Origin of the sequence: Actinoalloteichus hymeniacidonis (genome assembly GCF_014203365.1) — a bacterium.
GTDB lineage: Bacteria > Actinomycetota > Actinomycetes > Mycobacteriales > Pseudonocardiaceae > Actinoalloteichus_A > Actinoalloteichus_A hymeniacidonis.
This window is the reverse complement of the sequence record NZ_JACHIS010000001.1, coordinates 1,633,032-1,656,868: the sequence shown is the minus strand read 5'-3', so window position 1 is coordinate 1,656,868 and position 23,837 is coordinate 1,633,032. Positions and strand designations below refer to the sequence as shown.

Here is a 23,837-nt window from a genome sequence, read left to right as displayed (position 1 = left end):
ACCGACCATGTTGACCTTCCTGCGCAAACGCATCGTCTCCAGCGCGATCCCCCTGGTCGTCGTCGTCCTCGGCGTGTTCTGCCTGGCTCGGCTCACCGGCAATCCCGTGAACCTGTATCTGCCGGTGAGCGCCACGGCCGAGCAACGCGCCGCGTTCTCGGCGGCCAACGGATTCGACCAGCCGATCTACATCCAGCTGTTGGACTACCTCGGCCAGGTCGTCCGCCTCGACTTCGGCGTCTCGCTGCGCACCGGCCAGCCCGCGGGCGAGATGGTGCTCGCGGCGTTCCCCGCCACTCTGCAGCTGGCCGCCGTGACGATGGTGATCGCCATCGTCGGCGCGGTGCTGCTAGGCAGTCTGGCCGCCTACCGGCCGAACTCGCCCGCCGACCGGTCCGCGAGCTTCCTGTCCATGACCGCGGCCAGCATCCCGGACTTCTGGTTCGCCATCATGGGCGTGCTGATCCTGGGCGTCGGCTTGGAATGGCTGCCGACCTCCGGGGTCGACGGCGGCATCGAGGTGTGGATCCTGCCCATCGCAACCCTGCTGATTCGCCCGTTCGGCGTGTTGGTGCAGGTGGTACGCGGTGCGATGGTGGCCGCGCTGTCCGCGCCCTACGTCAAGGTGGCCCGCAGTAAGGGGGCCAGCGAGTCCCGGGTGGTGTTCGGGCACGCCTTGCGCAATGCCTCGGTTCCGGCGTTGACCGTGGCGGGCGATCTCACCATCGGCCTGGTCAACGGCGCGGTGGTCGTCGAGACCATCTTCGGTTGGCCGGGAATCGGCAAGCTGATGATCGACTCGATCCTGCAACGCGACTTCGCCGTGCTTCAGGCGGCCGTGTTGTTGACCGCCGTGACGATCTTCGTGCTGAACATCCTCATCGACGTCTGCTACGCCCTGCTCGACAACCGTGTCCGCCAATCCGTGCCCGCGTGAGGAAGGAGCCACTCGATGTCTGAGAGAACCGAAGACCAGACTCGCGACGATCCGGCGCGGGCCGAGCCCGCTCCGCCCGCCGCCCGCCGCACCAGTTGGTGGACCATGCTCGGCCGGGACTCCTTCGCCGCCGTGGCGGCCGTGGTGCTCGGCGGGGTGCTGTTGGTCTCGGCGGCGGCGCCGCTGTTCCTCGGCGACCGCGCCGTCCGCCAGGACCTCTCCGCTTCGCTGCGTCCGCCGTCCTTCGACCACGGATTCTTCGGTCTGCTGGGCACCGACGTCCTCGGCCGCAGTGTGTTGGCCCGGCTGATCGAGGCGGGCGGCACCACGCTGTCGGTCGCGATTCCCGCCGTGGTGTTGTCGCTGCTGATCGGCTCGTCGTGGGGCATGTGGGCCGGCTACCGGGGTGGCTGGCGGGAGAACGTGTCGATGCGGATCGCCGACATCATCCTGAGCTTCCCATCGCTGCTGCTGGCCGTGGTCGTGCTCTACGTGTTCGAACCGAGCGTGGCCAACATCGTGGCGATCCTGGCGGTGGCCCGCATCCCCATCTACCTGCGGACCGCCCGCGCCGAGGCCGCCGAGCTGAAGAGCCGGTTGTTCGTCGACGCGGCTCGCACCTTCGGCACCAAGACCGGGCCGACCATCTTCCGACACGTTGCGCCGATCGCGCTGCCCACCCTGCTGACGGTCGCCACCCTGGACTTCTGCTTCGTGATGCTCACCGAGTCCTCGCTGAGCTTCCTCGGGATCGGCATCCAGCCGCCCGAGGTGAGCTGGGGACTGATGGTCGCCCAGGGCAGGCAGTATCTCCAGACCGCCTGGTGGATCGCGGTGCTGCCCGGTATCGCCATCGTCATCACCACCGTCTCGGCCACCATCCTCGCCGCCTGGGTTCGGATCGCCACCGATCCCGGCCAGCGATGGCGGCTCACCCTCCCGCGGGCCAAGCGCGGCCGCGGACCCGCCGCCGGAGAGGTCACCGCATGAGTGCCACCCGTTCCGCCGCTCCCACCACGACCACCGGTCGGGCGGCGTTGGAGGTAGACAAGCTCAGCGTCGGTCTGCGCACCACCGACGGCGAGGTTCGCGCCGTCGACCAGGTGAGTTTCACCGCGCATTCCGGCCGCACCCTGGCGTTGCTCGGCGAGTCCGGCTGCGGGAAGTCGATCACCGCGCAGGCGGTGGTCGGGCTGCTCGACCCGGTCGCCGAGGTGACCGGCGGTGCGATCCGGGTCGTGGGTACCGACGTCGTCGATCTGGACCGCAAGGAGCGCCGCAAACTGGCCGGTCCGGTGTTGTCCATCGTCTTCCAGGACGCGCTGACGGCGATGAACCCGGTGCAGACCGTCGGCGCCCAGCTCGGCGAGCCCTTCCGTATTCACCAGGGCGCGTCCCGCAAGGAAGCCCGTGCGAAGGCCATCGAGCTGATGGATCTGGTCGGTATCCCCGAACCGCATGTTCGGGCTCGGTCCTACCCGCACCAGTTCTCCGGTGGGATGCGGCAACGGCTGCTGATCGCCATGGCCGTGGCGTTGAATCCGAGGGTGCTGATCGCCGACGAGCCGACGACCGCGCTGGATGTCACCGTGCAGGCGCAGATCATGGCACTGCTCAAGGATCTGCAGGTCAAGCAGGACATGGCGGTCGTGTTGATCACCCACGACCTCGCCGTCGTCGCGGAACACGCCGACGACGTGGCGGTGATGTACGCGGGCAACGTCGTGGAGACCGGACCGGTCGCCGAGGTGTTCGCGAGCCCCCGCCATCCCTACACCCGAGGGCTGCTGGACTCCGTTCCGGAGCGGGCCGTCAAGGGCGAACGGCTTCCCTCGGTGCCGGGCAGTCCGCCGCAGCTCGCCGCCATCCCCAGCGGATGCGTGTTCCAGGCCCGATGCCCGATGGTTCAGCAGCGATGCAGGGCGGAACGTCCGGTCCTCGAATCGGCCGGACCCGATCGCGCCGCCGCGTGCCACTTCTCGGAGGAGCTAGCCCGTGTCTGAGACCGCGACCCTCCCATCACGGGGCGACGGGGCAGCGGCCCCACTGCTGTCGGCCACCGGGATCACCAAGACCTTCCGGGTGGCCAAGAACAAGGCGGGCAACAACAGGCTGAAGGCGTTGGACGGCGTCGACCTGCGGTTGGGTCGCGGCGAGACGCTCGGCTTGGTCGGCGAGTCCGGCTGCGGCAAGTCGACGCTGGCCCGGGTACTGCTGCTGTTGGAGCGCCCCGATTCCGGCACCCTGACGTTCGGCGGTGTCGACCCCTTCGCGTTGAAGGGCAAGGAGCTGCTGGCCTGGCGGCGCCGGGTGCAGATGGTGTTCCAGGACCCCTACGCCTCGTTGAACGCGCGGATGACCGCCGCCGACATCATCGGTGAGCCGTGGCGGACCCACCGCGATGTGATGCCGACGGCCTCGGCCCGCGCCGCCCGCGTCCGCGAGCTGCTCGACCTGGTGGGCCTGCGGCAGGGCGATGCCGAGCGGTATCCGCAGGAGTTCTCCGGCGGGCAGCGGCAGCGGATCGGGATCGCCAGGGCATTGGCGTTGGATCCGGAGATCATCGTCTGCGATGAACCGGTGTCCGCGCTGGACCTGTCGGTGCAGGCGCAGGTGCTCAATCTGCTCACCGATCTGCAGGAGCAGCTGGGCGTCTCCTACGTCTTCATCTCGCACGACCTGTCGGTGGTGCGGCACGTCGCCGACCGGGTGTCGGTGATGTACCTGGGGAAGGTCATCGAGCAGGGCCCGACCGAGGAGGTCTTCGACCGGCCGATCCACCCGTACACGGCGGCCTTGATGTCGGCGGCGCCGACGCTGGACCGCCCCGAGGAGGGAACGGGCCGCAAGCGCATCCTGTTGGAGGGCGAGGTGCCCTCGCCGCTGGATCCGCCGTCGGGATGTCGGTTCCGTACCCGCTGTGCACATGCGGCGGCACGGTGTGCCGAGGTCGAGCCGGGGCCGGTTCGGGTGCCGCTGCGACTAGCCGGGTCGGAAACCGCTGGTGACGTGGCGGGGAGTACGGTGCCGACAGTGTCGACTTCCACTGATTCCGCCGCCGAGCACCTCGGTCTGTGCCATTTCCCCCTGGACGCTTCGGGCGCGCCCACCCACTCGTGAGCACCGTCGAGCTGGTCATGCTCGCGGTGATCGTCCTGTTGGGGTCGTTCCTGCAAGCATCGATCGGTTTCGGACTGGGCATGTTGGCAGGCCCGGTGATGGCGTTGATCGAACCGAGCCTGGTGCCTGCTGGCGTGATGCTGCTGGCCACCGGGGTCACCCTGTCCATCGTGCTGTTGGACCGGAGCGAGCTGGACCTGCGTGGCACCGGCTGGGCGTTACTCGGGCGGGTGCCCGGGGTGATCGCCGGTGCGGCGCTGGTCGCGGTGTTACCCACGCGAATACTGAACCTGGTGTTGGCCGGGGTGGTCTTATTGGGCGTGTTCGTCTCGATCCGGGGCTTCGCGCCGGAACCGACCCGGCTGGCGGTCGTGACGGCCGGTGCCGCCTCGGGTCTGATGGGCACCGCGACCTCCATCGGTGGGCCGCCGATGGCGATGGTGTGGCAGAGCAAGGCCGGGGCGGCCTTACGCGGCACGATGGGCGCGTTCTTCCTGGTCGGCTCGATCATGAGCCTCGCCGCGTTGGCGGCGGCTGGCCAGGTCACCAGCGAGATCGTCTCGCATACCGCGTTGTTGCTGCCCGTCACCGCGATCGGCGTGCTGCTCTCGCGCTTCTTCGCCCGCAAGCTCGACGTCAAGCGCACCAAGGCGATCGTGACGGTGGTGTCGGTGGTGGGTGCGCTGGTGTTGATCGTGCAGCAGTTCGTCTGAAGCGGCTTCGGGTCGCGTAGCCGGGGGCGCCGTCCCCCAGCAGGCGGATTCGGGTGGGCACACCGCCGTCGGTGAGAACAGCGCGATCATCGGGTGCGTTAGACAGGAACCATGCGACCCGAGCCTGGTCAGGTGCTGCACTTCTCCGAGGACCCCACTATCACCCGCTTCGTGCCCCACGTCGCCCCGACGGCACGGCAGCCGGAGGCCTATGTCTGGGCGGTCGACTATCTCCGCGCCCCGGATTACTGGTTTCCCCGCAATTGCCCACGGGCCCTGGCGTGGACGCTGCCTACCAGCACTCCTGCCGATCGGGAGCGGATCCTGGGTCCCGGCGGCGGTGAACGGGTCCATGCGATCGAGTACCGCTGGGTAGCCGAGTTCCTCAGCGTCGAGCTGTTCGCCTATCGGTTTCCCGCCGACCACTTCGTGCCCTTCGGTGAACCGACGCCGAGTGCGGTGGTCTCGGTCGAGCCCGTGGAACCGTTGGGCCCGCCGGAGCTGGTTGGCGATCTGCTCGCGCTGCATCAGGCGGCGGGAATTCAACTTCGGATCCTCGACAACCTGTGGGGTTTCTGGGAGGACGTCGCCGCGAGCACCCTCGGGTTCAGTGGCATTCGGCTGAGCAACGCTGCAGACCGGCCGACGCCGCTCGATTCGTAGCGCCCGGCGGTCACCCGGCTCTCGTCTTGACGACGGCCGCACCGCGCCCTATTGTCAACCAAGTTGTTGAACAACAGATTGGTTGACAAAGGTGGATGTTGATGAAGAGGAGTGGCTGGACCGGGCGTTCGCCGCGCTCGGCGATCCGATCCGCCGCGCGTTGATCGCTCGACTGTCCCGCAGCGATGCCACGGTGAACGAGCTCGCCGAGCCGTTCTCGATCACCAAACAGGCCGTCTCCCGACACATCCAGGTGTTGGAGACCGCGGGTCTGATCACCCGAACCCGCGACGGCCAGCGACGGCCCTGCCATCTCGATCCGGCCGCCCTGGAGCGCCTGACCGGCTGGCTCGACACCTACCGCCTCGCCACCGAGCGGCGCCACCGTCAGCTCGATTCCGTTCTGCACACCATGAAGGAGCAGCAATGACCGAGAATCACGGCACCACCATCACCGCCGAGCCCGACACCGCGTTCATCGACATCGAGCGGGAATTCGACGCGACGCCCGCCCAGGTCTTCCGGGCCTCCACCGAGCCCGATCTCGTCGCCCGCTGGCTCGGGCCGAACGAGATGGACATCGATGTCGTCGAGTACGACGCGCGCCCCGCAGGCACCTACCGCTACATCCACCGGGATGCGGACGGCGAATACGGCTTCCGTGGTGTCTTCCACACCGTCGATGCCGGGCTGATCATCAAGACCTTCGAGTTCGACGGCGCGCCGGGGCACGTCAGCCTGGAGACCACCGAGCTGACCGATCTCGGCGGGCGCACCCGGCTGCGCACTCGATCCGTGTTCGGCTCCGTCGAGGACCGCGACGCCACCATCGCCAGCGGCATGGAGCACGGGGTCCGGGACTCGATGGATCGACTCGCCGCGACGTTGCGCGCCGAGTAACGCCTCCGAACCGAGCGTGGTGCCCGACCCGAGCCGGCCTTGGCCGACCTGGGCCGGGCACCATGTTTCAGCGCCGAGACGGCCGGGACAGCGCCGCCGCATCGGCTAGCGCCCGCTGCCCGGAAGCCGAGAAGGCGAGCCGGTTCCAGTGCGACAGCACGATCCGGGCGAGGATGGCGCGGCGGCCCCGGTTCATCCAGCCCTGTTCCTCGTCATCGGCGAGTCGGGAACCGGCGGCCTGGAACGCCGCGAGCCAGGGCGCCGCGTACGCGAGCGAACCGTCGGGTGCGAACATCTCCGCCGCTCGCGCGCCGGGAAAGAACATCAGGTCGCGCAGGGATTCGGGCTGCTCCTTGCGGAAGGTGGTGGCGTCCGGAATCAGCCGACGGACCCGCTCGAAGACGTCGGCGCGTTCGAACTCGTCGAGTCGAGCCGCGCTGAACAACCCATCGAGCAACATGATCGAGAGCTGACGCCGATCGACACTGACGTCCTTACGGCGGGCGTGGTCGAGAACGCCACGGCTGTCGGCGCAGTAAAGATCGTGCACCACGTTCAGCCCAGTGAAGCCGCCGAAGGCGGCGAGCTCCGGTTCGTACACCGTCGGCACCCAGTCGACGATGCGCAGATCGTCGGCGAGGTCGTCCAGCACCCCATCGACGACCGTGATGTCGGCACGGTGCAGCCACAGCGTCCAGGCCAGGCGATCCGACGAGAACCACCACCCCCGGATAGCTCCATCGGCCTGGAGTCGGTCCAATGCGGGCGCCACCCAGCGCACGACGATCTTCTGACTGAAGGTGGCGTCGAGAAACGAGATCCGGACCCCGTACCACTCGCCTTCGGCTCGTCGTTCCAACGCCGCACGCCCCGCCGCCTGGTAGGCCTGCACGGCTTCGTCGAGTTCTGCGAGGTGCAGTCCGATGTCGGCCGCGGTGGTCCGCAGGTCGGCGCCTCGGATCACCGTGAGGACTACGGCGGCGAGGTCGGGTGGGGCTGCGGCGTTGTCGTGGTCGGCAGACATGCTTCTCGTTCTGTAGTAGGTGGGTGTCCGGAGGATCTCCGGTGGTGTCCCACGGTTTCACAACGACCCGCTCCCGCGATGCGGGTTGAACGACGGTATGCACAGTGTCGACCATGACACGCTCGTCGACTCGGATTCGAGGTCGCGCCCATACGGCGTAACCCCAGGGACGGAAGTCGATTTTCCCGCGAAAACATCCGCACCGATTCCATCGACGATCTATATTTCGGGCTGTCGCGGAATCATGAGGAGGCATGATGACATCCTGCACCAGTTGCGGTGACAGCATTTCCGCCGGCTCGGGAAAACTCTGCTCACTGTGTATCGCGAAGATGGTCAACTATATGGAGGGCGACTACGACGACGACAACGATCCGGCCGTGAAACACCTGAAGAAGACCATCGATGGGCCGAGCGCGTCGAGAGGTTCCACCCAGAGCGGTTGCGCGGTCGTCGCGCTCGCCGTTGCCGCTGTCCCAGCCCTCTTCACGGCGGGGTGGCTGGCGGTGGCGAACCTCTTCGGCTAGACAGCATAATCGCACCCAATGATCCCAAATCGGACAATCCCTCCCTTCTCGACCGACCGAACTCGCGGCGAGATCGGCAATGCACGTCGGGGCGCTCGCATCGAATTCACTGCCGAGGAACCCCCACCGGACAGGCATTCCCCGGGATACTCGTCGGTACGGAAAGCGGATTCCACTTTCGCTGACCATGCACTACCCGAGACGGCCGCGATCAATAGTGCTACCGCCGAGCCGGTCATTCATGTCCGGGCATCGCTGGAAAGGTCCGAGAATCGATACTGCTGCGGTCGTCGACCCGATCGGCGGTCGTCGGTCGGCGCCGCAGCAGCCACTCCGGGCGGTGGACGCCCAGAGCCGAGACAGGCGGCGGCCACCGACCACCTGGCGTGTCGATTTGTTCGAAACGGCACACTGGGCACGCCTCGATGCCCGAGTCTCCGGCGTGCACAGCCTCGCCCAGCACCCACGCAGGTTCGTCGCCATCGACACCGAGGCAGGCCCGCCGCCGAACCGAGGAAGCCGCCTGGTGACCAACACCGCCGAGATCGACTTCGCCAACGCCCACGTCTACGCCATCCCGATGCGCACCCGGTTCCGGGGCATCACCGTGCGCGAGGGGATGGTGTTCGAGGGTCCGGCGGGCTGGGGCGAGTTCTGTCCGTTCCCCGAGTACGACGACGAGGAGGCCGCAGGCTGGCTGGCCACCGCCGTCGAACAGTGCACGACAGAGTGGCCGACTCCGGTGCGCGACCGCATCCCGATCAACTGCACGATTCCGGCGGTGGGTCCGGAGCGCGCCCACCAGATCGCCTCGGGCTCGGGCTGTCGGACCGCGAAGATCAAGGTGGCCGACCATCCCGACTCGCTGGCCGAGGACCTGGCGCGGGTGGCGGCGGTACGGGATGCGCTCGGGCCCGGTGGAGCGATCCGGGTGGACGCCAACGCGGTCTGGGATGTCGATCAGGCGGTCACCGCCATCGCCTCGCTCGACAAGGCGGCGGACGGCCTGGAGTACGTCGAGCAGCCGTGCCGAATCATCGAGGAACTCGCCCAGGTGCGGCGGCGGGTCTCGGTGCGCATCGCCGCCGACGAATCCATCCGACGCGCGGCGGATCCGCTGCGGGTCGCGGTGGCGGGCGCGGCCGATGTCGCGGTGCTCAAGTGCACCCCGCTGGGCGGGGTTCGGCGCGCGTTGCGGGTGGCCGAGGCGGCCGGGTTGCCGTGCGTGATCTCCTCGGCGTTGGAGACCAGCGTCGGCCTCGGCGCCCAGCTGGCCCTCGCGGGAGCACTGCCCACCCTGGACCTCGCCTGCGGCCTCGGCACCCTGTCCCTGTTGACCGGGGACCTCGTCGACGAGCCGGAGTCACTGCGTCCGGTGGACGGTTTCCTACCCGTGCCGCACACGCCGCGAGTACCCGACCCCGCGTTGCTCGCCGCCTACGCGGTGACCGACCCCGACCGGGTGGTCTGGTGGCGGGATCGGTTGCGTCGGGTCCGCGCGGTGCTGGCGAATCAGTCCATCATGGACTGAGCCTCATTCGCCTGCGCGGACCACATTCGTCAGTGGCGCGCCCTCGGCGAGGCGGGCGATGTTGGCGGCGATCTCGGCGGCTCGACCGCCGAAGGTCTCGGCGGTGTGTCCGGAGTGGTGTGGCGTGAGCACCACGTTGTCCAAGCCGTCGAATGGCCGGGTGTGGCCTCGGGTTCCGACGCCGTCCTTGGGATGCGACCACCACACGTCCAGGGCTGCACCGCCGATCCGACGCTGCTCCAGCGCCGCATACAGCGCGTCCTCGTCGACGATCGGTCCGCGCGCGACGTTGACCAGCAGCGCGGTGGGTCGCATGGCGGCGATCCGGTCCGCATCGATGAGGCCGGTGGTCGCCGTCGACAGGGGCACGGTGATGACCACGACGTCGGAGGCACCGAGGAGCGCGTCGAGTTCGTCGTCGCCGCCCACGTGATCCAGCCGCAGATCATCGGGCAACGGGGCCTGCGGATTGCGGCGGACCGCGCGCGCCCGCATGCCCAGCGCCGTGGTGGCGCGCACGACCTGTTGGCCGATCTCACCGAGTCCGACGACGCCCACCGTGCGGCCGGCGAGGCCGACCCCCAACGGCACGGAGTCGTCCAACACCACGGAACGCCACTCGCCCGCGCGGAATCGCCGATCGGCGGGAAGCACCCGACGCGACAGCATCATCGTCACCATCACGACGTGTTCGGCGATGGATCGGCCGTGGTGGAAGGTGTTGCAGACCGTCACACCGGGTGCCAGGGCGTCCAGCGGGATGCGGTCGTACCCGGCCCCGGTGACGTGCACGAGCCGCAGCCTGCCTGCCCGCCGCGCCATCTCCGGTGTCATCCGGGAGGCCACCAGCACATCGGCGTCGGCGAGTTCCTCGGCGACCTCGTCGTCGGGCCGTCCCGCGAGCAGCCGCCAGTCATGCCCGTCGGCGCCCGCCGAGGTGAGCTCGGGGGTGAAGAACCGGGTCAGCACGGGGTCGGTCAGGACGATCTTCATCGCCGGGGGTCCTTCCTGGGTTGCCACAGCGACCGGCCTGCCTAGGGCCGGCCGCCGACGAGCGGTATCGCTGGTCAGCGACTCACCAGCGGGGCGCGCTGGGGTCGAAGTCTGGCTGGAAGCGGCGCATGTATCCGGTGTCGTCGCGCTCCCGGATTCCGCTGGCGAGGTACTGCTCGTGCAGTCGGGCCAGGGCATCGCGGTCCAGCTCGACGCCGAGGCCCGGGCCGGTCGGCACGGCCACCGCGCCCTGCTCGAAGTTCAGCGCGCCGGGCACGATCACGTCGTCGTCCGCCGACTTCCACGGCCAGTGGGTATCGCACGCGTAATTGAGGTTCGGGGTGGCCGCCGCGAGGTGTGTCATCGCGGCGAGGCTGATGCCCAGGTGGGAGTTCGAGTGCATGGACAGGCCCATGTCGAAGGTGTCGCAGATGCCCGCGAGGACTCTGGATCGACCGAGCCCGCCCCAGAAGTGGTGGTCGGAGAGGATCACGCCGACGGCCTGCTGGGCCACGGCGGGCTTGACGTGGTCGAAGGCGACGACACACATGTTGGTCGCCAACGGCATGGGTACCTCGCGGGCGACCTCGGCCATGCCCTCGATGCCAGGGGTCGGGTCCTCCAGGTATTCCAGGACACCGGCCAGTTTCCGGCCGACTCCGATGGAGGACTCGACGCTCCAGGCCCCGTTGGGGTCGATGCGCAGCGGGTGGTCGGGGAAGGCGGCGCGCAGCGCCAGGATGGCCTCGGCCTCCTCCTCGGGGGCGAAGACACCGCCCTTGAGCTTGATGGCGTTGAAGCCGTACTCGGCGATCATGCGCCGGGCCTGGTCGACGATCTGGTCGGGGTTCAGTGCCTCGCCCCAGTGGTCGTCGTCCTGGCCGGGGTGGCCCGCCCACTTGTAGAAGAGGTAGGCGCTGTACTCGACGCGGTCTCGAACGGCGCCCCCGAGTAGGTCGCTGACCGGCCTGCCGATGGCCTTGCCCTGGATGTCCAGGCAGGCGACCTCGAAGGGCGACAGCACCCGGTCGGCGGTGCTGCTGCCGGTCACCATGCCGCTCATGCCGTGGCCCGCCTTGGAGGAGTCGGCGGCCAGGGCGGTGCGGATGCGGGTGGCGATCTCGTTGATGTTCCACACGTCGACGCCGACGAGTTGCGCGGCGGCCAGTTGGAGTCGCTTCAGGTGTCCGGCGTCGCCGTAGGTCTCGCCGAGACCGATGAGTCCGGAATCGGTGACCACCTCGATGATCGCCCGCAGCGCGAAGGGTTCGTGGACACCGACCACGTTGAGCAGCGGTAGATCGCGGAAGGCGACCGGGGTCACCCGGACCTCGCTGATGCGGTGCGGCTCGGTGATCACGCTCTCGGACACCCTGGACTCCTGTCGAGAATCGAGCGACGAAATCTCGTCGGCGGCGGTCGGCCGGCGGCCTTTCGGCGCAGTCTAACCACGAGTTGTCCACATGGGTAGACGTCAGACAGAATTGGAGACAGTGGCGACTATCGCGTCATCGGGCGAGAGACGTGCCCGGCGGCGAGGTCTGCTCAATCTCCAGGAACCCGCACTCCGCCGAGACCGCCGCCGCCGTGGCCAACAGCTCGGGCAACAGCTCCAGCAGTCGGTCGTACCCGAGGACGACATCGGGCACCGAGATCGACGCGGCGGCCACGACCCGACCACCCGCGTCACGGACCGGCGCGCCGATGCAGTTGATGAACGACTCGTGTTCCGCCCGGTCGACCGCGTAACCGCGCCTGGCCACCTCGTCGAGCTCGGTGTGGAAGGCGTCGACCTCGGTGATCGTCCGCTCGGTGAACCGCACGAAATCGATGGCCGACACCAGCTGCGCGCGTTGCTCGGCAGGCAGCCCGGCCAGGATCACCTTCGACACCGCCGCGCAGTTCAGCGGCGCGGTCAGCCCGATCCGGGAGTACATCCGCACCGGCTGGCGCGAGTCGTACTTGTCGACGTAGACCACCTCGTCGCCCTCCAACGCCGCGAGGTGCACGGTCTGCCCGGTCCGCCGGTTCAGCTCGGCGAGATGCGCGGCGGCGATGCGGCGAACCTCGCGTTGCTCCAGGGCAAGGCTGGACAGGGCGAACAATCGTGAGCCCAGGTGGTAGCGATGCGCGTCGTCGCGAAACACGAAACGCTCGTCCTGCATGGTGCGTAACAACCGCAACACGGTGCTCTTGTGCACGTCGAGCCGGTCGGCCAATTCGGCGAGCGAACGCTGCCCCGCACCGAGCTCGACCAGGATGCGCAACGCCTTGGACACGCTCTGACTCAACTTCACCGCTCCTGCAAGTCCCACGCCCGGCGACGGCCGACGACGCAGCGCCCGCCGATGGCTATCGCCGCAGGCGAACCGCTCCCGCCGATACCTCGGCGGCCGCCCATTCCTCGTCGGTGCAGTTCAGCATGGTCTCGATGACCGCGGCCGCCGGGGGCGGGCCGTGATCCTCCGCGACGGTCAACACCAGGGCCGCACACAGATGACCAAGCCGCAGACTGCGCGGTGCCGACTCGCCCCGCAGCATCGCCGCGAGGTAACCGGCCGCGAAGGCGTCCCCGGCGCCGATCGAGTCGACGACCTCGACGCGCAGCGCGGGCACTGCGGTCACCCTGCCCTCGCGGTCCACCACGGCGGCCTCGTGCGCGTCGTTCTTGATCACCAACGATGTCGGGTTGGGCAGGATCTCCCGCAGGCGCACCGGATCGGCGGTGCCCAACACCGTCTCGGCCTCGTCGGAGCCCACCAGCACCACATCGGCGAGATCGCACAGTTCGGCCAACACCGAGGGGTCGCGATCCCGCCACAGGGCGGGCCGCCAGTTGAGATCGAAGCTCACCAATCCGTCACCGGGACGGCCGTCACGAGGTCGGCGTAACAGCGCTCCGACCAGTTCGGCGGCCGAGTCCGATAAGGCGGCGGTGATGCCGCTGACGTGCACCAGGTCGGCGGCGGCGAGCAGGGCACGCGGCGGACCGCTGGACACCAGCTCGGGTGCCATCGCGGAGGCGGCCGAACCGGAGCGGTAGTAGTGCATCCGCCGTCGGGCGACGGCGTCCTGCCCGGGCGGGGCGGCCACACCCGCGCTGCCATCGAGTTCCTTGACGTAGAGGCCGGTCGGGCGCACCGGATCGAGTTCGACCCCCGAGACGTCGACCCCTCTGGCCGCGACCTCGGCCAGGACATGTCTGCCGAATCCGTCCGCGCCGAGCCGGGACAGCCACGACGTCCGGACGCCCAGGCACGCGAGCATGCCCGCCACATTGGACTCCGCGCCGCCTGCGGACCGGCGGAACAGGGCGTTCTCCTCCAGCGGGCCGCCGCCCTCCGGCACCAGCACGATCATCGACTCACCGACGCACAACGCGCTCGGCTGGGCTGCTGCCATCGACCGTCTCCCGAGTTCGCCCCGATGTGGTCATCGCCGCCAACCGGCACCGCCGATGGCGATCCACGCGCGGTGCCGATGCCCTTGACCGCGATGTTCGCCGACGCTACAACTGGTCGAGCAGAATACGCAACGGTCGTTGCACCAGGTGCAACGGCTTGGATTCCCATCCCTGCGTCGGCCGTGCGCGGCCGGCCAGCCGCCATCAGGAGCCCGTCGACAGCAGTAGCCCCCGCACCGCGTGGACTCCTGCGCCGCCTGAGACAGCCACCGCCGGACAGGGAGACACGAGTGACCGCGAGAGCCGACATCCCGAACCCCGCCCTACTCGACGACGGACCGATCGGCTGGCGGTTCAAGGGCATGCCCGCCGAGGCGGCCGGGCAGCGGTTCGCCGAACTCGACGTGCGCGGTCGGAATCTGTTCGAGGCGGGATTCAGCTGGCCACAATTGGTCCTGCGGGATTCGGCCCTCCGGCACAACGCCGAGCTGATGGCCGACTACACCGCCCAGCATGGGATGTCGCTGGCACCGCATCTCAAGACCACCATGTCCCCGGAGCTGGCCGACTACGCGATGCGGGCGGGCGCCTGGGGTGTCACCGTCGCGAATCCCTATCAGGCCAGGGTGTTCATGGCCGCAGGCCACCAACGCATTCTGCTGGCCAACGAACTGGTCGACCGCGACTTCGCCCGGCAGGTCGCAGGCTGGCTCGCCGAGGATCAGGCCAGGGATTTCTACTGCTACGTCGATTCGCCTGCGGGCGTCGCCGTGCTGGCCGACGCGCTCGCGGACAGCCCGTCCGCGCGGCCGCTGCCCGTGTTGATCGAGGTGGGACACGCCGACGGCAGGGCAGGCTGCCGCGATCTGACCTCGGTGGCGGCGGTGCGGGACGCCGTTCTGGGCACCGATCGGCTCGCGTTGGCCGGGGTCTCCGGCTATGAGGGCTCGGTGAGCCACAGCAGGGGCACCGAGGGTCTGTCCGAGGTGGCCGATTTCCTCCGCTCGGTGCGGGCCGCCATGGAACTCGTGCTGCCCGACGCCGACGACCGACTCGCCGAACACGTCGTCTCGGCCGGTGGCAGCTTCTACTTCGACGTGGTGGCCGCCGAACTCGGCGGGATCGGCGGGCCGAAGCCGGTGCGGTTGATCGCCCGGCCGGGTGCGTACCTGACCCACGATCACGGCATCTACCACGAGCGGTCCCCCTTGGACGGCGCCAACCCCGACCACGACGGCGACCGGCGACTCACTCCGTCGATCGAGGTGTGGGCACCGGTGTTGAGCAGGCCGGAGCCGCAGCTAGTCATTCTCGGTGCCGGTCGACGCGACCTGAATTTCGATCAGGGCCTCCCCATCCCGGTCGAGGCGCGGGACCACACCGGGGGCCGCGCTCGGCAGGCGACGGGGTGGACTGTGACGGCGCTCAACGACCAGCACGCCTTCGTCACCGTGCCGCCGACCGCCGAGGTCGGCCCCTCCGACCTCGTGCGGCTCGGAATCTCGCACCCGTGCACCGCACACGATCGATGGCTGGCCGCGGTCATCGCCTCCGACGACGACACGGTGCTCTCGGTGGCGCGGTGCTACTTCTGACCGGCGGCCGTCGGCACTGAGTCGCCGGGCGCCGGAGCACCTACCGTGCTGCGGAGCCGCGCGGCGGTTTGCGTACCTCGCCGAGGGCGCCGGAGCAGCGTCCGAGGAACTCCAGCAGCAGAGCGCTCTCCTCGGCGGTGAATCGCCCCGCGATGGTCCGCTCGACCTCGACCGCAGCCTCGTCGGCCTTGGCCAGCACGGTGCGCCCCTTCCGGCTCAGCCGTACCTCCTGCACGTGGGTGTGCACCGGATGGCTCTGCCGGTCGACCAGTCCCTTGCCCTCCAGGGTCGCGATGACCGTCGACATGGTCTGCGGCGTGACCAGGCACCGTCGCGCGAGCGCCGCGCCGGACAGACCGGGTTCCTGGAAGAGGGCCAGCAGCACCGTGTACTGCGGGACGGTCAGGCCGTGCGGGTTCAATACCGCGCTCTTGGCGGCGATCAGCTCCTGATCGACCCGCTTGAGGTGATGTCCGATCCGATCACTGATCGACAGCGTCATATGCCCAGTCTAGGGGGCCGATGCACAGAGCCGTGATAGCCATTCGGGCTCGGTGGAATAACAGAGTCCTAATGCGCTTCAGGCACGGAACCGACAATAAGCGCCGTCCCGGCGGAATCGGAGCTTGTGCGCAATCACCTGGTTCTGCCCTTCATGGTCGGTAGTGCGCGTAGATCTACTGCGTGTGATGCGCGGCGCGCGCACGGATACGCATCGGGTGCCGTCGGGTGAGGATCGGTGAGCGGTCCGGAGTCGCGGCGGCTCAGCCGAGGCGAGGAGTCCGGATGGGACTGCGGGAAGAACGCAGGCCTTCGCTACGGACCAGTTCGGGCGGGTCAATGCGGCCTCCTTCACCGCGTACCCGCCGGTTGGATGGGCGATACGGAGTACTCGGGGATCGCCTCCGGGTGCTCCTGGATCCAACGCCAATACTCCGGATGGCGCTTGGCGAGCGCCACATGTTGCTGTTGCAGAGCCTCCACCACCGTTCTCACCAGGCTTTCCGCCACGCGGTCTCGGCGCCACACGCAGATTTTATGCTCCAACGCCTCCTCCTCCAGCGGCCTGGTCGCCAGGTCTCGATTCGTCGCCAATCCGAACAACGGCCCACGCAAGGCGATTCCAACCCCGGCCGCTAATCCGGAGATCACCACGTCATCATCACCGATAAGAATCGGATCCGGCAGATAGCCGGCCGCCAGACAAAGCCGCTCGACGATGGAGCGAGAGGAGCCCGATTCCGGAAGTATCCACGGCGCATTATTCAAGCCAGCCAGCGCCACCTTATCCACCGCCAATTCTGGCCGGCCGGGTAGCGCGCACAGCCATAATGGGGTTCGCATGATGGTGGCCATTCCCAGACTCTCCTTGAGCTGGAAACGAGATAACGGATCCTCCACCACCAATGCCACATCGGCCCGACCGCGTTCGACCATTTCGAGCGCCTCGGCATCGGGATGACGCATGATCTCCAGCGGATGACCATCGGCCATCAGCCTGCCGACTGTGACCGCCGGGTTGAGCGATGCCACCAGCCGCAGCGGGCTGCCACCGCGTCCGATCAGAGCACTAATACTGGTAAGCAGACTTCCCATCTCGGAGTGCACTTTTCTGGATGCCTCGACAACCAGTTGCCCCGCCGGGGTCAGGCGCACACCGTTGGCCGCACGGTCGAGCAGGGTGGCGCCCAGCGACTTCTCCAGTCTCGAGATCTGCCGCGACAAAGCGGGCTGCGACGCACCCAACCGCTGCGCTGCTCGTCTAAAACTGCCTTCCTCGGCGATTATCTGGAGCAGTTTCAGATGACGGGTCTCCAAGTCCACCAGAAGTCCTTCCGCCGGTAGTTGTCACGGTAACCTCACGATACGCGGAACGGCCGACTTTCCCACCGAGTTTGTGCACATCACACACGACGCAAGTCACCGTTCGACCGTTTGACGATCGAAACTCGTCGGTGCTAATCGCACGCGACATGCACCCGGCCGATCCGCCCACGATTCGGCGTCATCGATCCGCCCCACGCACCAGTAGCCCGGCTATCTGAGGAGTAGGTAGAAAACTACTCGGTGTCGGCGCTGGTCGGCCACATTCTGGCCGTATTCGATGAGCTGGCGCCACCGCCGATCAGCAGGCACATCGGGAATCGGAACATTGTTATGGACACCCACCGGACACGTTCCAGCAACCTCGTGCGGGGTTGACCAACATCCCGAACTGCCTTAGGTTCTGATTCGAATCAAGGTTCTTATAGTAGTCAGGATGCTGCGATGTCAGACGACCGTCGAGCAGTCCCGCCCGACGACCGCGCAGGCGGTTCCGCCCCGATCCCGATGCTGTGGCTGCTGACGATCATCTGCGGCGTCACGGTCGGGAACCTCTACTACCTGCAACCCCTGCTCGACACCATCGGTCGCGAGTTCGACGCCGGAGTCGGCGAGGCGGGTTCGTCGCTGTCGGCGATGCACGTCGGCTACGCCCTCGGCCTGCTGTTGTTGCTCCCGCTCGCCGACGTGCTGCGTCGCCGCAGGCTGGTGGTCGTCCTGACGGTGCTCACCTCCGCAGGCCTGGTGATCATGACCCTGGCGCCGAACCTCGCCGTGTTGACCGGATCCGCGATCGCCGTCGGCGTCACCACGGTGCTGGTGCAGGTGTTGGTGGCCTATCTGGCAGTACTCAGCGGCGACCGACGCGGCCGGGTGGTCGGCACGCTGATGACCGGGATGCTCACCGGTGTCCTGCTGTCGCGAACCGTCTCCGGGATGCTGGCGGACCTGGCGGGCTGGCGTTCGGTCTTCGCGGTCGCCGCCATCCTGATGCTGCTCAGCGGGGTCGCACTGCACCGCGCCCTGCCGAACCGGCCGCCGGATTCGACCGTGCCCTATCTGCGCCTGCTCGGCTCGCTGCGCACCCTGATCGCCACCCAGCCGGTGCTTCGCCGCAGGTCGCTCTATGGCGCGCTCTGCTACGGGGCGTTCAACGCGATCTGGACCTCGGCGGCGTTCCTGACCGCGGGCGAGCCGTACAACTGGAGCGAGACCGGCATCGGGTTGCTCGGGTTGGCCGGACTCGGCGGTGTGCTGGCCGCCGCCCGCGTGGGCCGACTCGCCGACCGAGGCCTGCAGGCACCCGCGACGATCACGCTGCTCGTGCTCACCCTGGCCTCGTTCGGGCTGGTCTATGCGGGCGGTGTCCACGTCGTCCCGCTGCTGTTGGGCATCGTGCTGATGGACTTCGGAATCCAGGGCGTCCACCTGCTCAACCAGAGCGAGGTCTACCGGCTCGCCGACCAGGCCCCCGCCCGGCTGACCACGGTCTACATGACCAGCTACTTCGTCGGCGGGTCCGCAGGCACCGCGTCGGGTGCGCTGGCCTACCAGTACGGCGGTTGGGCCGGAGCGTGCGCGGTGGCCGCCGCGATGATCGCCGTCGCCGTCGTCCTGTGGCTCACCGATCTGCTGCGCCGTCGCCGGACCGAAGCCGCAGCTCGCCGGTCCGCGCCTGCCACGGCCGGGGCCGCACCCCGGCTGCCCGATTCAGACGCCGTCGGATCGCACTGATCTTCAACCATCCCCCGAATTGGAGGCGACGTGTCGACTGTCCCCACCGCGCGCGGGTCCGTGCCCGCAGCGGAACTGGGTGTGACCCTGATGCACGAACACATCTTCGTGCTCAGTTCCGAACTGCAGCAGAACTACCACCTCGACTGGGATGAGGAGGAGCGAGTCGCCGACGCCGTCGCGCGGCTGCAGGCCGCCTACCAGCGCGGCGTGCGCACGGTGGTCGACGTGACCGCCCTCGGTCAGGGCCGTTACATCCCCCGCATCGCCAGGATCGCCGCGCAGAGCCCGGTGAACATCCTGGTCGCGACGGGCGTCTACGCCTATCGGGAGATGCCGCCGTACTTCTTCTACCAGGGTCCCGGCACCCTGTTCGGCGGCCCGGATCCGATGACGGAGCTGTTCGTCCGCGACATCACCGAGGGCATCGGCGACACCGGTGTTCGCGCCGCCGTCATCAAGGCCGCGCACGAGGACGCCGAACTCTCCCCGGCGACCGAGGAGATCCTGCGGGCCAGCGCCCAGGCCCACGCCGAGACGGGTGCCCCGATCACCACCCACACCAATTCGGTGATCGGCAATGGCGGCCAGGTCCTGGATCTGCTCGTCGCCGAGGGGGTCGACCCGGAGAAGGTGATCATCGGTCACTCCGGCGACACCGACAACGTCGACTATCTGCTCGGACTGGTCGACAAGGGCTGCTATCTGGGCATGGACCGCTTCGGCATGGACCCGATCGCGTCACTGGAGCAACGCATCGCCATCGTCGCCGAGATGGTCCGCCGAGGTCATGCCGACCGGATGGTGCTCTCGCACGACACCTGCTGCTTCATCGACTATCTCGCGCCGGATCGACGGCCCGAGCTGTTCCCCCGCTGGGAGTACACCCACATCCACGACGACGTGATCCCGGCGCTGCAACGGCTGGGCGTCACCGATCAGGACGTGCACACGATGCTCGTCGACAACCCCCGCCGCATCTTCGCGGGTGCGAGCACGCGACAACGCAAGCCTGCGGCGGCCCTCGCGGCCGCCCAAACCGACACCGCAGCGAGAGGACAACAGTGAACGTGGACAGCACCCGCACCGCCCGCCGCCGCACCCTGGGCCGCAGTGGACTGGAGGTCACCCCGCTCGGCCTCGGCTGCATGGGGATGAGCTGGGTCTACGACGAGAGTTCCCGCGACGACGCGGAGTCCGTGCGCGTCATCCAGGCCGCCGTCGACAACGGGGTCACCCTCATCGACACCGCCGATCTGTATGGACCGTTCACCAACGAGGTACTGGTCGGCAAGGCCCTGCGCGGCCGCCGGGACGAGATCACGCTGGCCACCAAGTGTGGGCTGGTGCCCGATATGACGCTGTATCCCAAGAAGGTGAAGGTCACCCCCAACGGCACCCCCGAGCACATCCGCGCCTCGATCGACGGCAGTCTCAGCAGGCTCGGCGTGGACCACGTCGACCTGTACCAGCTGCATCGCGTCGACCCGCAGGTGCCGATCGAGGAGAGCTGGGGCGCGATGGCCGAGCTCCAGGCGGCGGGCAAGGCACTCCACATCGGGCTCTCCGAGGCCGGCGTGAGCGACCTGGAGCGCGCGGCGGCCGTCGCGCCGATCGCCAGCCTGCAATCGGAACTCTCGCTATGGTCCCGCGACACGCTGACCGAGGTGCTGCCGTGGTGTGTGTCGCACGGGGTCGGCTTCATCGCCTTCTCCCCGTTGGGCCGGGGTTTCCTCGCGGGCGCGGTCCGCGAGACCTCGGCACTGTCCGACACGGACTTCCGCGCCGCCATGCCCCGATTCCAGGACGGTGCGCTGCAACAGAACATGCGCATCCTCGAAGGGGTGGAAGCGGTGGCCCGCAGGCACGACGCGGCGCCGTCGCAGGTGGCGCTGGCCTGGGTGCTCGCCCAGGACCCGAACCTGGTCGCGATCCCCGGCTGTACCCGGGTCGATCACCTCACCGAGAACCTCGGCGCGTTGCGCATCGAGCTCTCCCCCGGTGATCTCGCCGAACTCGACGGGCTGCCCGCCCCGGTGGGCACCCGGTTCTGACACCCATCGCCCGCGACCGAATTCGATCGGAAGGACAGATATGCTTCGGACGACAGTGCAGGACGCGACGGGCGCGCCCGTGGTACTGGTGGACTCCGTCAGCTCGCTCGACGTCGACGACCGAGGCGCGGTGGCCGTCACCGGTTCGCACGGCGGCAGCAGCTCGGCGGAATGGGGAACCCGATTCCTCCCCGGACTGATCTTCTTCAACGACGCGGGCATGGGTAAGGACCGGGCGGGGGCGGCGGCCCTCGACCTACTCGACGCAGGCGCGATCGCCTGTGCCGTCGTCGACCACAACACCGGCCGCATCGGCGACGCCGACGACACCTGGCGCCACGGCGTGGTGTCGGCGGTCAACCGGGCCGCGGCCGCAGGCGGACTCACCGCCGGTCAGACCGTGCGCGCCGCCGCCGAGGCGTGGCACACCAGCGGGGTGAGCGCGGGGCGTTGACCCGCATCTCCCCCACCGCGCCGGTCGCCCGTCCCATCCCCCAGCCTCGGGCGGCCGGCGTGCGGTGGTGGGTGGGCGATCTCAGATACCAGGACAGCTGGTCTTTCCCAGCAACTCAGCGAGGGAGATCGAACCTTCCCGCTTTCGCGCTGGCCAAGAATTCGGAAGACTGCACGCTGGTGAGTGACAGCAGCCCGGTTGCTGGTGCTTTGCTGTCACGGATGGCAAACCGACCATCTGAGGTGCACCCGATCTCGACACACTGTCCACCGCCGTTGCCTGCGCCACTTCTGCTGGACTTCCGCCAGTAATACATGGATTCCACCTGTTCGATCGGCCTTCCGCCTACAGTCCTATTGATATTCCTTGAGCACGGAGGACACAAGGGCCGCAGAGGCGTCCGGCAGCAATGCGACTGTGCTCAACGTCGCGAACCGCATCACACAGCGGCGGACGTCTTCTGGACTCTCCATGTACAGGCTTCCGATCGTGCCTTCGGCGAAGCCGACATCACAGGCGAGATCCGGCAAGGACAGGACCTCGAAGGAGCCCTCCAGACCGGGATGCGGACCTGCGGTGAACGGAAGAATCTGTATGACGATGTTCTGCGAATCGATCGCTTCGAGCAGGCGTTCCAGCTGGCCGCGCCATACCCGCCGGGAACCTACCTGGCAATGCAGGACTGCTTCGCTCATGATCACCGACAGGTGCGGAGGATCAGCACGCGTCAGGACTTGTTGCCTGGACATTCGTCCCGCCACCAGGTGTTCCAGAACATCGGGTGGTGTCGCTGGTTCAATCGCTGCCATGAGCGCTCGCGCGTAGTCGGATGTCTGGAGCAATCCGGGGATCAAGGCTAGGTCGAACTGCCGAATCTCGGTCGCTGCCGCCTCCAGCCCTACAAAGGTCTGGAAATGTTTCGGAATGGCGCTTGTCTGCCACCAACCCTTCTGGCGAGCCTCACGCGCCATCTGTACCAGCGCCGCTGCTTCGTCCGCCGGCACGCCATAACCAGCGGTCAGCTGCTCGATCTCGGTAGGTTGCGGCGCGTAGAGCCGGGTCTCCAGCCGTTGGATCTTGGATCGCGACCAACGCGCCGAGCGTGACCGCAGTCGTTCGGCGGCCTCCTCGATCGTCAGGCCCGCCGCGTCGCGGTAGTTCTTGCACGACTCGGCGACCTGCCAGAGCCGCAAGGTTGGACTGACACCCGAGGTCAACGCGACCACGCTCCCCAATTTGATCAAGGTTTACATCCGTCGGAGTGAAAAAGTGGGTTTCCCGTTGAGATGATTGGGTTTCCCAATTCAAGCTACCGCTACCGGGACCGTAACGGGGAGATCGTTGACACGATCGAGTCGCATGACAAGGAGTGCGAATGACCGCGCAGCCGTCGAAGAATGAAATTTCCACCAAATCCGAATCGATCACAGCAAACGCCGCATCACGCCAACCCATGTGCGACGAGCCCACCTTCGTCCGGATCCTCGCCGAGACCGTCGCCGACGAAGCACCCCGACTCTTCGCCGTCGTCCAGGAGTACGGCGAACGCGTCGACGCACGTATCGCAGCCTGGGGATTCGCCTTCCCAGACCACACCGAACTCGTCTCCACCGACCGGACCTGCCGCATGGTGCTCGACAAACCAGAGAACGCCCTACGCGGCTTCCGCAACCACGCCGACCACATCAGCGCCCGCATCATCTGGCACGACCCAACGATGGCCACGGCCCTGAACGACGACGATGAGAGCAGCCAAGAATCCGGCTGACCTACTGGCAGAAGTGTGCGAATCGCGGAGTGCGCCCGAGCTGGCCGCTCAGCTCCACCCGAGACCTGAGCGGCCTGCATTCCTCAGCGCCTGCGAGAAAGCCCAGCTCGGTCGGAGAACTTCCCGACTAGAATCTCCACTCGTAGTATCCAGATGATCACAGGGGGTGCCGTGTCGGTCGCCGCACTACAAACAGAGCTGGCGGGAATCTTGGAGCTGGCCGACCCCATGACAGCGCTTGATTTACGCAATCACAGTGCGCATGTTCCCGGCGTCCTCGGGCAGACGTTCACGGGTACTGCGTCCGAAACGGCGCTTGCAGCGCAGACTCGGGCAACGTTGGCAGACCAGGAGATCCTGGTGTGTACCGAGGCACTTCAGAATGGTCAACGCGCCTTGCTTGCCTACGTGGAGATGCTGTGATGGGGGCATCGACCGAGGATGTCGCCCAAACCCTCATCAGGGTTCGACAAGAACTGCCTGTTGCGCCCGCGTTGGATCTAGCGCACACGGTCGACGAGGCAGTACGTCGCGCCCAGAATCTGGCAGTTGAATCAACCAACTCCGCTCTGAAAGAAGCTGTCATCCACTTCGTGA

At 67.8% G+C, this 23,837-nt stretch carries 26 protein-coding genes; 17 read left to right on the top strand and 9 right to left on the bottom strand.

The window, feature by feature from the left end:
* Positions 1-7: 7 nt before the first annotated feature.
* From BKA25_RS07530 to BKA25_RS07495, 8 genes are all read left to right on the top strand, one after another.
* On the top strand, positions 8-937 hold the full coding sequence (locus BKA25_RS07530; RefSeq protein WP_069851006.1) for an ABC transporter permease: 930 nt from the start codon (positions 8-10) through the stop codon (positions 935-937).
* Positions 938-952: 15 nt separating this feature from the next.
* The gene (locus BKA25_RS07525; protein WP_069851008.1) at positions 953-1,927 is read left to right on the top strand and encodes an ABC transporter permease; all 975 of its coding nucleotides are present in this window, start codon (positions 953-955) and stop codon (positions 1,925-1,927) included.
* Entirely contained in the window at positions 1,924-2,940 is a 1,017-nt protein-coding gene (locus BKA25_RS07520; protein WP_069851010.1) for an ABC transporter ATP-binding protein, read from the top strand. Before BKA25_RS07525 ends, BKA25_RS07520 begins: the two co-directional genes overlap by 4 nt.
* Positions 2,933-4,057, top strand: coding sequence for an ABC transporter ATP-binding protein (locus BKA25_RS07515; RefSeq protein WP_375791846.1), 1,125 nt, complete (start codon positions 2,933-2,935; stop codon positions 4,055-4,057). Before BKA25_RS07520 ends, BKA25_RS07515 begins: the two co-directional genes overlap by 8 nt.
* Positions 4,054-4,770: a sulfite exporter TauE/SafE family protein gene (locus BKA25_RS07510; RefSeq protein ID WP_069851011.1), complete on the top strand. Its 717-nt coding sequence runs from the start codon at positions 4,054-4,056 to the stop codon at positions 4,768-4,770. The genes BKA25_RS07515 and BKA25_RS07510 overlap by 4 nt, the downstream gene beginning before the upstream one ends.
* Positions 4,771-4,881: 111 nt before the next feature.
* On the top strand, positions 4,882-5,433 hold the full coding sequence (locus tag BKA25_RS07505) for a DUF6886 family protein (RefSeq protein ID WP_069851013.1): 552 nt from the start codon (positions 4,882-4,884) through the stop codon (positions 5,431-5,433).
* Positions 5,434-5,524: 91 nt separating this feature from the next.
* Positions 5,525-5,863, top strand: coding sequence for an ArsR/SmtB family transcription factor (locus BKA25_RS07500; RefSeq protein ID WP_069851014.1), 339 nt, complete (start codon positions 5,525-5,527; stop codon positions 5,861-5,863).
* Positions 5,860-6,333 carry an SRPBCC family protein gene (locus BKA25_RS07495; RefSeq protein WP_069851016.1) on the top strand — a complete coding sequence of 158 codons (474 nt, stop codon included), beginning with the start codon at positions 5,860-5,862 and terminating at the stop codon, positions 6,331-6,333. Before BKA25_RS07500 ends, BKA25_RS07495 begins: the two co-directional genes overlap by 4 nt.
* 67 nt (positions 6,334-6,400) lie before the next feature.
* On the opposite strand, the gene BKA25_RS07490 is transcribed toward BKA25_RS07495, so the two are convergent.
* Positions 6,401-7,357, bottom strand: coding sequence for a thiopeptide-type bacteriocin biosynthesis protein (locus tag BKA25_RS07490; RefSeq protein ID WP_069851017.1), 957 nt, complete (start codon positions 7,355-7,357; stop codon positions 6,401-6,403).
* 257 nt (positions 7,358-7,614) lie between these two features.
* On the opposite strand from BKA25_RS07490, the gene BKA25_RS07485 reads away from it, so the two are divergent.
* Both BKA25_RS07485 and BKA25_RS07480 read left to right on the top strand, forming a co-directional pair.
* Positions 7,615-7,884 (top strand): hypothetical protein, encoded by a 270-nt coding sequence (locus BKA25_RS07485; protein WP_157421189.1) that lies wholly within the window; start codon positions 7,615-7,617, stop codon positions 7,882-7,884.
* Between the two features lie 526 nt (positions 7,885-8,410).
* On the top strand, positions 8,411-9,415 hold the full coding sequence (locus tag BKA25_RS07480) for an o-succinylbenzoate synthase (RefSeq protein ID WP_375791878.1): 1,005 nt from the start codon (positions 8,411-8,413) through the stop codon (positions 9,413-9,415).
* Positions 9,416-9,418: 3 nt separating this feature from the next.
* Here BKA25_RS07480 and BKA25_RS07475 read toward each other — a convergent pair whose 3' ends face one another.
* The 4 genes from BKA25_RS07475 to BKA25_RS07460 all read right to left on the bottom strand — a co-directional run bounded on the left by BKA25_RS07475 (position 9,419) and on the right by BKA25_RS07460 (position 13,810).
* Complete coding sequence (locus BKA25_RS07475; protein WP_069851020.1) at positions 9,419-10,408, bottom strand: 2-hydroxyacid dehydrogenase; 990 nt, start codon at positions 10,406-10,408, stop codon at positions 9,419-9,421.
* 82 nt (positions 10,409-10,490) lie between these two features.
* Entirely contained in the window at positions 10,491-11,765 is a 1,275-nt protein-coding gene (locus BKA25_RS07470) for a glucarate dehydratase family protein (RefSeq protein ID WP_069853922.1), read from the bottom strand.
* Between the two features lie 151 nt (positions 11,766-11,916).
* Positions 11,917-12,699 (bottom strand): IclR family transcriptional regulator, encoded by a 783-nt coding sequence (locus BKA25_RS07465; RefSeq protein WP_069853923.1) that lies wholly within the window; start codon positions 12,697-12,699, stop codon positions 11,917-11,919.
* 61 nt (positions 12,700-12,760) lie between these two features.
* A complete protein-coding gene (locus tag BKA25_RS07460; RefSeq protein WP_069851022.1) occupies positions 12,761-13,810 on the bottom strand; it encodes a sugar kinase in 1,050 nt (349 codons plus the stop codon).
* 291 nt (positions 13,811-14,101) lie between these two features.
* Between BKA25_RS07460 and BKA25_RS28315 the strand changes: the two genes are divergently transcribed.
* Positions 14,102-15,406 (top strand): alanine racemase, encoded by a 1,305-nt coding sequence (locus BKA25_RS28315; RefSeq protein ID WP_172803838.1) that lies wholly within the window; start codon positions 14,102-14,104, stop codon positions 15,404-15,406.
* A 40-nt stretch (positions 15,407-15,446) separates the two neighbouring features.
* Here the strand turns inward: BKA25_RS28315 and BKA25_RS07450 are convergent, their stop codons facing one another.
* Both BKA25_RS07450 and BKA25_RS07445 read right to left on the bottom strand, forming a co-directional pair.
* On the bottom strand, positions 15,447-15,908 hold the full coding sequence (locus tag BKA25_RS07450; protein WP_069851023.1) for a MarR family winged helix-turn-helix transcriptional regulator: 462 nt from the start codon (positions 15,906-15,908) through the stop codon (positions 15,447-15,449).
* Between the two features lie 350 nt (positions 15,909-16,258).
* Entirely contained in the window at positions 16,259-17,230 is a 972-nt protein-coding gene (locus tag BKA25_RS07445) for a LysR family transcriptional regulator (protein WP_084643267.1), read from the bottom strand.
* A gap of 444 nt (positions 17,231-17,674) precedes the next feature.
* Here BKA25_RS07445 and BKA25_RS07440 point away from each other — a divergent pair, with 444 nt between their 5' ends.
* Genes BKA25_RS07440 through BKA25_RS07425 form a run of 4 tightly spaced genes read left to right on the top strand, consistent with a single transcriptional unit; the run spans position 17,675 to position 21,472 of the window.
* Positions 17,675-18,964, top strand: coding sequence for an MFS transporter (locus BKA25_RS07440; RefSeq protein WP_084643268.1), 1,290 nt, complete (start codon positions 17,675-17,677; stop codon positions 18,962-18,964).
* A gap of 30 nt (positions 18,965-18,994) precedes the next feature.
* Positions 18,995-20,032, top strand: a complete 1,038-nt coding sequence (locus BKA25_RS07435; RefSeq protein ID WP_084643269.1) for a phosphotriesterase family protein — start codon at positions 18,995-18,997, stop codon at positions 20,030-20,032.
* Positions 20,033-20,034: 2 nt separating this feature from the next.
* Positions 20,035-21,018 (top strand): aldo/keto reductase, encoded by a 984-nt coding sequence (locus tag BKA25_RS07430; RefSeq protein WP_236750337.1) that lies wholly within the window; start codon positions 20,035-20,037, stop codon positions 21,016-21,018.
* Between the two features lie 40 nt (positions 21,019-21,058).
* Complete coding sequence (locus tag BKA25_RS07425; protein ID WP_069851031.1) at positions 21,059-21,472, top strand: hypothetical protein; 414 nt, start codon at positions 21,059-21,061, stop codon at positions 21,470-21,472.
* Positions 21,473-21,587: 115 nt separating this feature from the next.
* Here the strand turns inward: BKA25_RS07425 and BKA25_RS07420 are convergent, their stop codons facing one another.
* A complete protein-coding gene (locus tag BKA25_RS07420; protein WP_084643270.1) occupies positions 21,588-21,788 on the bottom strand; it encodes a DUF397 domain-containing protein in 201 nt (66 codons plus the stop codon).
* A gap of 37 nt (positions 21,789-21,825) precedes the next feature.
* A complete protein-coding gene (locus BKA25_RS07415) occupies positions 21,826-22,698 on the bottom strand; it encodes a helix-turn-helix domain-containing protein (protein ID WP_172803839.1) in 873 nt (290 codons plus the stop codon).
* A 227-nt stretch (positions 22,699-22,925) separates the two neighbouring features.
* On the opposite strand from BKA25_RS07415, the gene BKA25_RS07410 reads away from it, so the two are divergent.
* Positions 22,926-23,240 (top strand): hypothetical protein, encoded by a 315-nt coding sequence (locus BKA25_RS07410; protein WP_069851032.1) that lies wholly within the window; start codon positions 22,926-22,928, stop codon positions 23,238-23,240.
* Between the two features lie 171 nt (positions 23,241-23,411).
* Entirely contained in the window at positions 23,412-23,663 is a 252-nt protein-coding gene (locus BKA25_RS07405; RefSeq protein ID WP_157421190.1) for a hypothetical protein, read from the top strand.
* The last annotated feature ends 174 nt before the right edge of the window (positions 23,664-23,837 follow it).